The sequence below is a fragment of the Tropicimonas sp. IMCC34043 genome (assembly GCF_003390845.1).
Lineage (GTDB): Bacteria > Pseudomonadota > Alphaproteobacteria > Rhodobacterales > Rhodobacteraceae > Tropicimonas.
In genome coordinates this window covers 336,200-349,977 of sequence record NZ_QMEK01000001.1, presented here as the reverse complement: position 1 = coordinate 349,977, position 13,778 = coordinate 336,200, and the positions used below count along the sequence as shown (strand labels likewise).

Here is a 13,778-nt window from a genome sequence, read left to right as displayed (position 1 = left end):
CAGAGGGCGCCGGGACCCGAACAGACAGCAGAACCGGAGTAGACTATGACACATTGTGCCTGTCCCAATCACCCCTCCCCCGGCCATGGCTTTGCCGGAAACGGGTGCCTTTGCGGTGCCCCGGTGACGCTTGCCGCCTATCGTAGGATCGAGGCGGATCTGTCCCGCCGCGAGCTTCTGGGGGGGCTTGGGGCCACGTTGAGCCTGTTCGCCGGGTTCGGCCTTGCCCCGACCTGGGCGCGGGCAAGCGGCGAGGGTCAGCCGCTGCTTCTGAGCAATCTGCGCCTGTTCGATGGCGACACACTGGCCATGCAGGATGGCATCGACGTCCTGATCGAGAACGGGCGCATCACGGCCTTGCCGCAACGCGGTCAGGGACCTGAGCACGCACAGACCATCGATTGCGGGGGGCGCGCGGTCATCCCGGGCCTGATCGACGCGCATTGGCATGCGACGCTTTGCAACGTCACGGTGGCGACAGCGATGACCGCCGAGATCAGCTATGTCCACATGAAGGCGGCGCAAGAGGCTGGCGCGACGCTTTTGCGCGGGTTTACCACCATTCGGGACGTCGGCGGGCCGGCCTTCGGTCTGAAACGGGCAATCGACGAAGGCGTCATCAGCGGCCCCCGGATCTTCCCCTCTGGCGCGATGATCTCGCAGACCTCCGGGCATGGCGACTTCCGGTCGCTGCACGACCTGCCAAAGCGTCCCGACGATCTGGCCTATACCGACGAGGTCGGGGTCTCGGCCATTGCCGACGGCGCCGATCAGGTGCTGCTGCGTGCCCGCGAGCAGCTTATGCGCGGCGCCAGTCAGATCAAGGTCATGGCCGGCGGCGGGGTGGCGTCGTCCTACGATCCGCTCGATACGGTCCAGTACACCGAACGCGAACTGCGCGCCGCGGTCGAGGCGGCCGAGGACTGGAACACCTATGTCTGCGCCCATGTCTATACTCCCCGCGCGATCCAGAAATGCGTTCGCGCCGGAGTGAAAAGCATCGAACACGGGCAACTGGCCGATGAGGAAACCGTGCAGATGATGGCCGATGCCGGCGTGTGGTGGAGCCTGCAGCCCTTCCTCGCCGACGAGGATTCAAACCAATACCCGACCCTCGCCCAGCAGGAGCAACAAAGGAAGGTCGCCCAGGGCACGGTGCAGGCCTATGAATGGGCGCAGAAATACGGCGTGCCGATGGCCTTCGGAACCGACAGCCTGCTGAATCCGGCGACGACGAAGACACAGGGCAAGCAGATTTCCAAGACCGCCCGTTTCATGTCGAGCCCGCTTGCCGCCCTGCGCGTCGCAACCGGCGAAAACGGCAGGCTGCTGGCCATGTCGGGTCCCAGAGCGCCCTATGACGGGGTGCTTGGCCGGATCGTCCCCGGCGCCTTCGCCGACCTGCTGGTCGTCGATGGCGATCCCGAGACCGACCTGTCGTTCCTTGCAACCCCCGAGGCAACGCTGCGTGTCGTCATGAAGGGTGGCCGGATCGTCAAGAACACCCTTTGACGGGCATCGCGGAGGGGTCGGGCACAGATCGCGGCAGCGTCCGACGCCTCAACACAACAGCGTTCAGTACTTTATGCCGAACTGCCGCGAACTGAGCGAAAGCACCTGGAACAGGACCGCTGTCGACCAGCCAAACAGCAGCACCCCGTTCATGGCGGTCATCGGTCCAATGACCTTCCACGGCGGCACCGGCACCACGTTTCCGTAACCGAGCGTGGTATAGTTCACGAAGGCAAAGGTGAAATCCACTTCGCCGTCCGGCGTGACGCCCACAATCTGGTAGCAGACACTCCACAGCCAGACCTCGATGATATGCGCGGCCATCAGGATTGCGGCGGCCACCACCATGGTCATGATTACCCGCAAGACCGCATTGGCGTTGTGATCCAGTTTGGCGCGGGCGTGCAGTGTACTTACCATCGCCACGGTCAAAAGACCGTGGACGGCAATGTTCAAAAGACTGACGCCGGTTCCGACAAAGATCGCAAGCACACTGAATGTCCTCTACTGGAAAGGCCCGGCCCGCGATTTGCGAGCCGCGTCCCTTGCTGTGCCAAACGGGCGCCACTCTGGCCACACAGGATTGCCGACAGAGACAAGGGTCCACGTCTTGCCAAAGCGGCTTTCCTGCGACGACCGGCTGAGACGTTCATACAAAACCCGCTGCGCCGCGCAAGGCTGCCGCAAGGGCGCCACGCTCACGTCTGGACAAGCGCAAATCGCTCGTGCCATAATTATCGCGACGACGTTAACTATATGGCAATTAAGCTACAACCGTGACGTCAGCCGCCAGCCTGATGGCGTTCCACGTTGGGTTTCAATGCCGGGAAACCTGCCGGGCACAGGAGGTTCTGGTGCGGAAAACGGGTGCTATCTGGTCAACACGGCATCTTGCCGTCGCAGCCGCGGCCATTGTGTCGGGCCTGACCGCAACGCCCGCAATTTCCGCCGCGCCGTCGATCGGGATGTTTGGCAGTTTTTTCCCGTCCTGGCTGATCTGTCTTTTCGCGGGAGTGATCGCAACTGTCATTCTGCGGGTCTTGTTCGTGGTGATCCGGCTGGACGACATCCTGCAATGGCGCGTCCCGGTTTACATGTCGATGGCGCTGGGCCTGACCTTTCTGTTTTCCTATCTGTTTTTCGGGCGCTGATTGATGAGACTTCCTGTTTCGGGCCGGGTGGCGGCAATCGCCGGAGCGATGATCAGCCTTGCAATCATCGCCGCCGCAGCCGCCCTCGCCTATCGCAGCCACCTTATTGCTGCCGCGAACCCGATGTCTGACGATGTGACGTTAAGCGCGGATGTCGTTCAAATCGCGCCATCGGTTGCCGGGCGGGTGACGGCCATTCCGGTCCGGGAAAACGATTTCGTCCACAAGGGCGATCTTCTGGTCACGCTCGACGACACGTCCTATCGCCTGGCGGTGGAACAGACCCGGGCCGATCTGGCCATTGCCATGGCGGCAAGCAGCGATCAGGCCCGCAATATCCGCGCCGAAGAGGCCAATGCCGCCATTGCACAGGAACAGGTCAATCGCGCGAACGCCAATCTGAGCCTTGCCACGCAGACCCTCGACCGGCTGTTGCCGATGCAGTCCAAAGGCTATGTCTCGACCCAGCAGATCGATGACGCCCGCACCGCGCAGCGCGACGCCGAGGTCAGCCTGAACGAGGCGCTGCGTCAGCTCGACGCCGCCGATGCGCTGATCGGGGACGACGTCGGGGCCGAAGCGCTGATCCGCGCCCGTCAGGCCGCCGTCGCGATTGCCGAACACAATCTGGATGCGACAAGGCTTTACGCGCCGAACGACGGGCGCGTTGTCGGCTTGACGACCTCGGTCGGCAATTTCATCCTGCCGGCCCAGACCGTCTTTACCCTGATCGACACCCAAACCTGGGTCGCGTCGGCCAATTATACCGAAACGACCCTGCCGCAGATCAGCGTCGGGGACTGCGCCACCGTCTATGCGCTGGCCGACCGAAAGCGCGCCATTCAGGGCCGCGTCGAAGGGATTGGCTGGGGCGTCGCCTCGAAAGGCCTGATCGATTTGCCGACGGCGCTGCCGATTGTGCCGAAATCGCTGGACTGGGTACGGGTCCAGCAACGGTTTCCCGTGCGGATCCGGCTGATCGATCCACCGGCGGATCTGATGCGCGCGGGCGCATCCGCGGTTGCGATCGTGCACGATGACGACAGCTGCTAGATCTCCCTGGCCGCAGATCGTCCGGCAGGCCTGGGACGATCTGCAGCCCTTTCCGGGGCGGTTCGGCCTGACCTGGCGGGTGGCGTTGCTGTGTGCCTTCGTCACCGCGACCGCGATGATCCTGAAGATCCCCGAAGCCTCGATCAGTTGCTATCTGATCATCTTCCTGATGAAGCAGGATGCCGTGCAGAACTGCATCATGGGCTTCGGTCTGATCCTGCTGGCCACCGGGGTCGTGGTGATGATGATCCCGCTTATCAATGTCAGCATCGACAGCCCGGCGCTGCGGCTTGCGGTGATCTTCTTAGCCACCTACGTCTTCCTGTTCCTCAGTTCCACGACGCCTCTGGGCGAACAGGCGGCAATTGTCGGGCTCATCATCGCGTTCATCATGACCCTGGTGAGCAATGTGCCGGTCGGGCAGATCGGCAACCAGGGCCTGTTGGCGGCCTGGAAGATGGCCTGCATGCCGATGTTCCTGATGATCCTGTTCAACCTTGTGCTGGGCATTCCCGCCCAGACCCATGTGCGCAACAAGATCGTGGACAGGCTGCGCTGTGCCGCCGACCGGATCGGCCGGGCGGACAAGCCGGACACGTTCGACGACCTGCTTGGCGAAGGCAACGATCAGGCGTTGCAACAGATGATGCTGGTCCGGGTTCTGCATCTGGTGCCGGCTGCCCGGTCGCGCTGGCTGAACGGTGCGGTCGAGACCAGCTATCGGATCCTGATCGCGGTCGAGGCGCTGCCGGAAACGACAGGCGATGAAGTCAGGGCGGATCTTGCAGGGCGGTTGCGGGCGGCGGCGCATGTGATTGCCGGGGGCGGTCGCCCCGAAGCCGCGGGCGACATCCTGCCACCCCCCGCAGACGCTGCCACGCGCACGGCGTTTGCGGCGCTGGCGGGGCTGTCGCAGCCCGATGGCGGCGGCGATCCCCGCCCGCGGAAAATCCCGCTGCTGGCCGCCGATGCGTTCAGCAATCCCGACCATCAGCGCTATGCGCTGAAAACCGCGGTGGCGGCGACATTGTGTTACCTGATCTATACCGGCATCCAGTGGAACGGCATCCACACCGCGATGATCACCTGCTATGTCGCGGCCCTTGGAACCACCGGCGAAACCGTGCGCAAGCTGACGTTGCGGATCGTCGGCTGCCTGATCGGCGCGGCGATGGGGGCGTTTGCGCTGGCCTTCGTCATGCCGCATCTGACCTCGATCGGCGGGCTGATGGCGATGGTCTTCTGCGGTATCCTGGTCGGCGCCTGGGTCTCGTCGGGCAATGAGCGCATCTATTACGCCGGCGTGCAGATCGCGCTGGCCTTTCTGCTGACCACGCTGAACGGCTTCGGGCCGAGCTTCGAGATCTCGCAGGCGAGCAACCGGATCTATGGCATCCTGCTGGGGATCTTCGTGATCTATGTGATCTTTACCCAGTTCTGGCCACGCAGCGTGGTCAAGGCCGTGCTGCTGAACCTGTCGACGGCGTTCGATGCGCTGATCAGGCTCGGCACCCTGCCCGACAGCGATCAGCGCGCCCGGACAGAGGCTGCGACCGCCGCGCAGATCGCGCTTGCGCAGGCCGAAGAGCTGCTGGACATGGCGCCGTTCGAACCGGCCCGGCAGCGCGCCGAGCCTGCGGTTTTGGACCGTCTCGGCGAGATCCTTGACGAGACGCGCGGCCTTGCGAGCCGGCTCTATTTTGCCGAACAGGACGCGGGCGATATAGCGCGCCGTCTGCATGTTCTGAAGACACGGCTGTCGGCGGACATGCTTTCGGAACAGGCCGATCCGGGAACGGCCCCGTCCTCCGGTTTACCAAAGGAACAGGTCACCTATGGTGACCTTGAACAACAGCTTGCGCGGGTCGAGCGGATTGCGAAGGTTTGAATGCTGAACTTAGGCAAGTTTGCGCGGTGTGGCCTGTTCATTGGGCTGGCATTCGGCGTTCCGGGGTGCGCGACGGATGCGCTGAAACAGACCTCGGCCTCGCCGGACACGGCATGGTCGCCGGATGGCACGGGCGCGGGCGATTTCTCGGTCCCGCCCAATCCCGAGGTCGCGCGCCTGCCGGCCGGCATCCAGTCCGGCAAGCCCTATGGCCTGCCCGCGCTGATCGACCTTGCGCAACGCAGCCATCCATCGACCCGCATCGCCTGGGAGCAGGCACGTCAGTCGGCACTGGCGGTCGGGATGGTCGAGGCGACGTTCCTGCCGATCCTGACCGCCAACGTGATCGGCGGGCGGCAAGACATCGTCACACCCTTGCCCAACCTCGAAGGCGGCACTGACTACGTCAGCACGACGGCAAATGGTGTCGCGCCGAACCTTGCCCTGCAATGGCTGATCTTCGACTTTGGCCAGCGGCAGGCCTGGCGACAGGCGGCGCAACAGAATGCCTATGCCGCCAACGTCAACTTCAACGGCACCCACCAGGCGCTGATCTACAACGTCACCCGCAGCTATTACATGTACGGCGCCCAAAAGAGCAGCCTTGCCATTGCCCAGCAGGCGCTGGCCAACAGCCGCCGCATCCAGGACGCCGCCGAAGCGCGGTATGCCAACGGAACCGGCACCTCGATCGAGGTGGCGCAGGCCAAGCAGCTTGCCGCCCAGTCGAACCTGAGGCTGGTGCAGGCGCAGGACGGTCTGCGCGATGCCTATCAGGATCTTCTCGGGGCCGTCGGCATCTCGCCGAGATCGCGGATCGAGATCGCCAGTTCGGCAAACGCCCCGCTGCCGAGCCCGCGCGCCCTGCCGACCGACGCGCTGATCAAGACCGCGCTGGCGCGTCGGCCGGATGTCTTGGCAAGCTATGCCGGGATGAAGGCGACCGAGGCGAATGTGCGCGCAGCCAACGCCGATTTCCTGCCCAAGGTCTATGTCAGCGCCGTGGCCGGCACCAACAATACCAGCCTTCAGACCGGAAACCTGCCCAGTATCGGCGGCGCGACCACCGCCTCGGGGGTGCTGGTCGGCGTGTCGATCCCGGTCTATGACGGCGGCATCCGCGAGGCCCGCAAGCGACAGGCAAAATCGACCACCGCCGCCGCTGCCGCCAGTTTCGAACAGACCCGCAACGCCGCGATGCGCGAGATCATCGTCGCCTCGGACACGTTGCGCTCGGCGCTTGAATCCTACGCCGCCGCCGTCGCACTGACGGATGCATCGCAGTTGACCTATGACGCGGCGTTTGATGCCTATCAGAACGGGATTGGCACGGTCACCGACGCGACGGCCGCGGAATCGGGATTGCTGGATGCCCGGCTTGCCCGGTCGGATGCCCATGCCGCCTCGCTGATTGCGGCCTCGACCCTCGCATTCACCCTGGGTGCGATGACATCGAGCGCATCGCCTGCGCGGGCCACCGCGCCCTAGGCGATGCCGGGGATGGCCGCGTGCTCCGCGCCCCCGCCGCAGGAACAGGGAAGGTCGCGCGGGGCCTGCCCCGAAAGGAGTATCAGGTGCGAGCCATTGTTTACCTATTCCTGACGCTGTTTCTTGCCCTGTCCCTGCCCGCGCCGGTCACCGCCGAGACGGGCGAGCTGACCGTGCCGATCAACCGCTCGAGCCCGAGAGATACCTATCAGTCCTTTCTGGCGGCAACCGGGAGGGTCGAGGAAGGCTACGCCGACTATGTCGCCGACAAGACCACGGCAAAGGTGCATTCCCTGCGCCGACAGATCGGGCGGATCCGGCGACTGATGGACCTGAGCGCGCTGCCGCCCTCGACACGTGTCAAGGTCGGCAATGCAGCCGTCGGCTATCTCTACGACATTCTCGCCCGCCTGCCGCCGCTCGATCCGGCCAGCATTCCCGGCACGGACACGCCCGCACCCGCGGCATCCCGACCTGACGGCGACAGCGCTGCCGCCCCTTCCAGCTGGACCATTCCGGGCACGGACATCCAGATTGCCTATGTCGCAACCGGTCCGCACAGCGGAAACTATCTGTTCACCGCCGAAAGCATCGCCAATTTTCCCGAGTACTACCGGGAGGTCTCGGCCAACGACGTCCTGAACCCGCGGCTCTACGACAGCTTTCATACCGAACAGATGAACGCGACCGGACCGCTGATTTCCGAGGACTTCGTCGCATCGCTTCCCGCTGCTCTGAAGACCAGCTATTTCGACACCCCGGCGTGGAAGATCCTCGCCATCATCGGGATCATCTTCGCCGTCCTGGTGATCGCGCTGCTGTGGACCTTGCGGGCGTTCCGCCGTGCTCGTGGCGAGCCCCCCCTGAGGCGGTACATGCGGCACCTGACCGTTCCGGCGATGGTTCTGGTCCTGCTTCAGGGCAGCAAATGGTTCGTCGCCGCTCAGATCAATCCCGCCGGAACCTTTGCCGCCAGCGAACTGATGATCGCGACGCTGGTCTGGTACGCGACGGTGGCCTGGCTAGCGTGGTTGCTGATCCATTTCGCCGTCGAGACCGTGATCCTTTCGCCGCGTATTCCCAACGACAGCTATGACGCCAATCTGTTGCGCCTGACGGCACGGATCGTCAGCTTCGTCTCGGTCGGCACGATCCTGACCATCGGTGCCGATAGGGTCGGCATACCGGCCCTCGGTCTGGTGGCGGGCCTTGGCGTCGGCGGCTTCGCCGTTGCCCTCGCCTCTCAGTCAACGCTCGAAAACCTGTTCGGCGGCTTGTCGCTGTTTGCAGATCGGCCGTTCCGTATCGGCGACAGCATCCTTATCGGCGGCCAGTCCGCCACCGCTGAACGGATCGGCCCGCGCTCCAGCCGCCTGCGCGCCCGCGACGGTACATTGTGGACGGTGCCGAATGCCGATCTGGCCCGAATGCACATCGTCAACTACACGCAGCGCGACGGCTGTTATCTGGACCTGACCCTGGCGGTGAAAGACAGCAGCGCGCCCGAAACGATCGAGAGGCTTCTGGTACAGGTGCGCGCGTTGTTCGAGGCCAGCGACCTGATCGAAAAGAAAGAGGGCTGGCCGAGGATCTACGCCGTCGACGTCCTGCCCGGACAGATCCGGGTGCGGCTGCAGGCGCGTGTCCAGACGGTCGATTTCCACGTATTTCTGGCCGAACAGGAGCGGATCCTGCTGTCGGTCCTTGGCATGATGCGTGAGCTGGGGATCGAACTGGCCGCACCGGTCCCGCTGATGCAAGAGACGGCAGCCGGGGCGCGTTGAGCGTCTGGTCGGCGCTGAAACTCGGCGACGACCCGGCGCTTGAATTCGATACTGTGGCTTCGCTGGCGTCCGGGCACGAGTTTTCTTCCGCTGAAAGCCCGGAGGGGGGGCAATTCAACCGGTCCGACCTGTCCACCCGCAGGGGGCGCACTCCCCTACGACCGCACCCGCATCTCGACCGAGAAGGGAGAGCGGTGGTTCTGATCCGAGTCGGAGGCGGTGAATGCTGGGTAGAGGCGGGTTCAACGCTGATTCGCCTCGTCATATGATCCGGAAACCGGGATAAGGACACGCACAGGCGGCACATGCTGAACCCGGAGGACGATCTATCTGCACCACCTCGTCGCGCGCGTTCGTTTCGGGGCTGTGGGGTACAATGGTGGGCAGAGATTTTCAGGTCGTACAATACAACGCGAAAACAATGCATTACCGATGTTAATGGTGGGTGATGAGGGATTTGAACCCCCGACATCTTCGATGTGAACGAAGCGCTCTACCACTGAGCTAATCACCCTTGGGGGCTGTCATTAGCGGCCCGGATCGCCCTCTGCAAGGGTCTATGCGGGTTTTTCCGCATGCTGCACGATACCGGCAGGCCGGCAACCTCCGGCTGCGGCACGCAATGGCTTCGCCTTCCCTTTGGGGACGATGAAACGGACAGGAAAAAGGGCGCCCCATGGGGCGCCCTTCCGGTATCGGGGGTCAAGATCGGACCGTCAGTGCGCGGCCGACTGTGCGGCCGCATCCTTTTCGGCCGTCAGCGACTGGGCCCGGGCGGCGGCGGCCTCTTCCTCGGCGACCTCGTCCCATTCGATGGGCTCGGGCTGGCGCACCAGCGCATGTTTCAGCACGTCACGCACATTGGCCACCGGGATGATCACCATTCCCTGCTTCACGTTGTCGGGGATCTCGGGCAGATCCTTGGCGTTATCTGCCGGTATCAGCACGGTCTTGATCCCGCCACGCAGCGCCGCGAGCAGCTTTTCCTTCAGCCCGCCGATCGCCAGCACGTTGCCGCGCAGCGTGACCTCGCCGGTCATGGCGATGTCCTTGCGAACCGGGATCCGGGTCAGCACCGAAACGATCGAGGTCACCATCGCCACGCCCGCGCTCGGTCCGTCTTTGGGCGTTGCACCCTCGGGGACGTGAACGTGGATGTCGAAGGTGTCGAACTTGGTCGGCTTCACCCCGATCTCGGGCGAGATCGAGCGCACGAAGGAATTGGCCGCATCGATCGATTCCTTCATCACGTCGCCGAGCTTGCCGGTGGTCTTCATCCGTCCCTTGCCGGGCAGCTTCAGCGCCTCGATCGACAGCAGATCGCCGCCAACGCTGGTCCAGGCCAGCCCGGTGACAACGCCCACCTGATCCTCCTGCTCGGCCAGGCCATAGTGGAACCGGGGGACGCCCAGATAATCCTCCAGATCCTTGGCATCGATCACGACCGTCTCGACCTCTTTCTTGACGATCTTGGTCACCGCCTTGCGGGCAAGCTTTGCGATCTCGCGTTCGAGGTTCCGCACCCCGGCTTCGCGGGTATAGGTGCGGATGATCTCGGTCAGCGCGCCGTCGGTCAGCACGAACTCGGTATCGCGCAGGCCGTGGTTCTTGCGTTGCTTGGCGATCAGGTGGCGCTTTGCGATCTCGCGCTTCTCGTCCTCGGTGTAGCCGGCAAGCGGGATGATCTCCATCCGGTCAAGCAGCGGCCCCGGCATGTTGTAGGAGTTTGCCGTGGTCAGGAACATCACGTTCGACAGGTCATATTCGACCTCGAGGTAATGATCCACGAAGCTGTTGTTCTGTTCCGGATCGAGCACCTCCAGCATCGCCGAGGCCGGGTCGCCGCGGAAGTCCTGCCCCATCTTGTCGATCTCGTCGAGCAGGATGAGCGGATTGGTGGTCTTGGCCTTCTTCAGCGCCTGGATGATCTTGCCGGGCATCGAGCCGATATAGGTCCGCCGGTGGCCGCGGATCTCGGATTCGTCGCGCACGCCGCCAAGGCTGATGCGGATGAATTCGCGGCCCGTGGCCCGTGCGACCGACTTGCCAAGCGAGGTCTTGCCGACGCCCGGAGGGCCGACGAGACACAGGATCGGTCCGCGCAGCTTCTGGCTGCGCTGCTGAACGGCCAGATACTCGACAATCCGTTCCTTGACCTTCTCGAGGCCATAGTGATCGTTGTCGAGAACGTCCTGCGCCTTGTACAGATCCTTCTTGACGCGGGATTTGGTGCCCCACGGGATCGACAGCATCCAGTCGAGATAGTTGCGCACGACCGTCGCCTCGGCCGACATCGGCGACATGTTCTTCAGCTTCTTCAGCTCGCCCTCGGCCTTTTCGCGCGCCTCTTTCGACAGCTTGGTGGCGGCGATGCGGTCTTCCAGCTCGGCAATCTCGCCCTGGCCTTCGTCGCCATCGCCCAGCTCGCGCTGGATCGCCTTCATCTGTTCGTTGAGGTAATATTCGCGCTGGGTGCGCTCCATCTGAGACTTGACGCGGGTCTTGATCTTCTTCTCGACCTGCAGGACCGACATCTCGCCCTGCATCAGGCCATAGACCTTCTCCAGCCGCTCGGCGACGCTGAGCGTTTCCAGCAGTTCCTGCTTTTGCGCCACCTCGACGCCGAGATGCCCCGAGACGAGGTCGGCCAGACGTGCCGCCTCGCGGGTCTCGGACACCGCCGACAGCGCCTCTTCGGGGATGTTCTTCTTGATCTTGGAATAGCGTTCGAAATCCTCGCCGACCGAACGGATCAAGGCCTGGACGGTGTCCTCGTCCCCCAGAGTCTCCTCAAGGGTTTCGGTATTGGCCTCGAAATAGTCCTCGTTGGCAATGAACTCGACGATCTTCACCCGCTCCACGCCTTCGACCAGGACCTTGACGGTCCCGTCGGGCAGTTTCAGCAGCTGCAGCACATTGGCCAGCACCCCGGTGCGATAGATGCTTTCCTCCGAGGGATCATCCTCGGCGGCGTCGATCTGGCTGGCCAGAAGGATCTGTTTGTCGTCCTTCATCACTTCTTCGAGCGCCCGAACCGATTTCTGGCGTCCAACGAAAAGCGGCACGACCATGTGGGGAAAAACCACAATGTCGCGCAGCGGCAGCACGGGAAAGGAATGGCTCTGGGACTCTTGCATGGTCGTTTTCCTGTTCTTGGCAAAAAGGCCCCGGCCCCGTCAGACGGCGACACTCGGCCTTTTCCGGTCATGGTCACATAAGGTGGGGGCGAAAGTCACCTGAATCAACCATGCCAACTCGGCTGACCGAGTGTACCTGCCCAACGACCAAGGGCAAGCGCACAATCGGGTCGAAGGCCCGGCGCAGGTGCGAATGCCTCAAGCTATTCCGCGACGGATGCACCGGCAAGTCGCTGCGCGATCATCTGCATCCGGTCGCGCATCAGCCAGACATGCAGCGCGCCGCCGACGATCGCCCCGATGATCCAGGCAAAGCCCGAAAGGAACCCGAGCCCCGGGACCCACACGGTCGCGACCGAGAACACGGCGGCGATGCCGAAGGCGATCATGGCGCGCCGGTTCCAGCCATTGTCATAGAAATATTCGCCCGATGGCGGGGTTGCGAACAGATCCTGCAGGTTCAGCCGCGATTTGTGCACGAGATAGTAGTCGGCGACGAGAATGCCATAGAGCGGCGCCAGCACAGCGCCCAACGTGTCGACGAACCCCGCGATGCCAATGGCCGAGATCACCGAAACCCAGAACGCGCCGATGAAAAACGCGATGCCGGCGGTGATGAATCCGCCCGTGCGGGCGCTGATCCGCGACGGCGAAAGGTTCGCCAGATCATAGGCCGGCGGGATAAAGTTGGCGACAAGGTTGATCCCAACGGTCGCCGCAAAGAAGGTCACGGCCGCGATCAGGGTCAACAGGATGTGATCGACCTTGGCGACGATCTCGGCCGGGTTGGTCAGCGTCTCGCCAAAGATCACGACGGTTCCGGCGGTGATGAACATCGCCAGAAACGAGAATACGGCCAGGCTGACCGGCAGACCCATGAAGTTGCCGAACTTCATCGCGCCCTCGGTCTTCACGAAACGCGAGAAGTCGCCGTAGTTGATGATGACGGCGGCGAAATAGGCGATCATCGTGCCGACGACGCCGAGGAAGGCGCCAATGCCGCCGCGTTCGCCCTCGGTCGGCGAAAAGATCGAGCCGAGCGCACCGAAGATCTGATTGCCGGCCGCAAACCAGATATAGAGCGCCAGCGCGATCATCACCGCATAAACGAGCGGCCCGGCCCAGTTAAGGAACTTGGTGATCCAGTCGATCCCGCGCATGAACAGCGCCACCTGGAAGACCGAGACAAAGACATAGGCGATCCAGTCCATCGCCGTCAGCCCGAGGAAGGTCGCGCCACCCTCGCCGCCGAACAGCGCGTACAGCAGCATGGCAACCGCGGTCGAGGCGAAATAGGTCTGCACCCCGTACCAGAAGATCGCGACTGTGCCGCGGATCAGGGCCGGAAAATTCGCCCCGCGGATCCCCATCGCCGCGCGTGCCATCACCGGATAGGGAATGCCGTACATCACGCTCGGCTTGCCGGTCAGGTTCACCAGCCCCATCACGATGGCGCCGGCCAGGATGATCCCGGCAAAGACCCACCAGCCGTTCAGCCCCGAGGACACGAACAGCGTCGCGGCGAGGGTATATCCGAACAGCGACTGGATGTCGTTCGACCAGACATTGAAGATCTCGAACCAGCCCCATTTCCGGTCGGCCGGTGCCAGCGGTGCAAGGTCGTCGTTGAAAAGCGACGGATGGCCGTCGACGATTGTGTAGTGAGTATGTTCCACGCGCGCCTCCTGTTTCGGGATGCCTTGGGGCGGATGCCCTGCCGTTCCCGAGAGTCTAGGCCGAACAGCGCCCTGCCGGAACGGCGCAG

9 protein-coding genes and 1 tRNA gene are annotated in these 13,778 nt (G+C 63.6%); 6 read left to right on the top strand and 4 right to left on the bottom strand.

Features of this window, described 5'->3' with window-relative positions; all coding sequences use genetic code 11:
- Positions 1-45: 45 nt before the first annotated feature.
- A complete protein-coding gene (locus DQG17_RS01585; protein ID WP_116131003.1) occupies positions 46-1,512 on the top strand; it encodes an amidohydrolase family protein in 1,467 nt (488 codons plus the stop codon).
- 63 nt (positions 1,513-1,575) lie between these two features.
- Here DQG17_RS01585 and DQG17_RS01580 read toward each other — a convergent pair whose 3' ends face one another.
- The gene (locus tag DQG17_RS01580; protein WP_198666005.1) at positions 1,576-2,004 is read right to left on the bottom strand and encodes a potassium channel family protein; all 429 of its coding nucleotides are present in this window, start codon (positions 2,002-2,004) and stop codon (positions 1,576-1,578) included.
- A gap of 362 nt (positions 2,005-2,366) precedes the next feature.
- Between DQG17_RS01580 and DQG17_RS21820 the strand changes: the two genes are divergently transcribed.
- The 5 genes from DQG17_RS21820 to DQG17_RS01555 all read left to right on the top strand — a co-directional run bounded on the left by DQG17_RS21820 (position 2,367) and on the right by DQG17_RS01555 (position 8,876).
- Complete coding sequence (locus DQG17_RS21820; protein WP_198666004.1) at positions 2,367-2,663, top strand: YtcA family lipoprotein; 297 nt, start codon at positions 2,367-2,369, stop codon at positions 2,661-2,663.
- Positions 2,664-2,666: 3 nt separating this feature from the next.
- Positions 2,667-3,716: a multidrug transporter subunit MdtN gene (gene mdtN, locus DQG17_RS01570; RefSeq protein WP_116131002.1), complete on the top strand. Its 1,050-nt coding sequence runs from the start codon at positions 2,667-2,669 to the stop codon at positions 3,714-3,716.
- Positions 3,700-5,604 (top strand): FUSC family protein, encoded by a 1,905-nt coding sequence (locus DQG17_RS01565; protein WP_116131001.1) that lies wholly within the window; start codon positions 3,700-3,702, stop codon positions 5,602-5,604. Before mdtN ends, DQG17_RS01565 begins: the two co-directional genes overlap by 17 nt.
- Positions 5,605-7,092, top strand: coding sequence for a TolC family protein (locus DQG17_RS01560; RefSeq protein ID WP_116131000.1), 1,488 nt, complete (start codon positions 5,605-5,607; stop codon positions 7,090-7,092).
- A gap of 86 nt (positions 7,093-7,178) precedes the next feature.
- Positions 7,179-8,876, top strand: a complete 1,698-nt coding sequence (locus tag DQG17_RS01555; RefSeq protein WP_116130999.1) for a mechanosensitive ion channel family protein — start codon at positions 7,179-7,181, stop codon at positions 8,874-8,876.
- A 439-nt stretch (positions 8,877-9,315) separates the two neighbouring features.
- Here the strand turns inward: DQG17_RS01555 and DQG17_RS01550 are convergent.
- From DQG17_RS01550 to DQG17_RS01540, 3 genes are all read right to left on the bottom strand, one after another.
- A tRNA-Val gene (locus DQG17_RS01550) sits at positions 9,316-9,390 on the bottom strand.
- 202 nt (positions 9,391-9,592) lie between these two features.
- Positions 9,593-12,013, bottom strand: a complete 2,421-nt coding sequence (gene lon / locus DQG17_RS01545) for an endopeptidase La (protein ID WP_116130998.1) — start codon at positions 12,011-12,013, stop codon at positions 9,593-9,595.
- A 203-nt stretch (positions 12,014-12,216) separates the two neighbouring features.
- Complete coding sequence (locus DQG17_RS01540; protein ID WP_232829286.1) at positions 12,217-13,689, bottom strand: NCS1 family nucleobase:cation symporter-1; 1,473 nt, start codon at positions 13,687-13,689, stop codon at positions 12,217-12,219.
- Between the last annotated feature and the right edge of the window lie 89 nt (positions 13,690-13,778).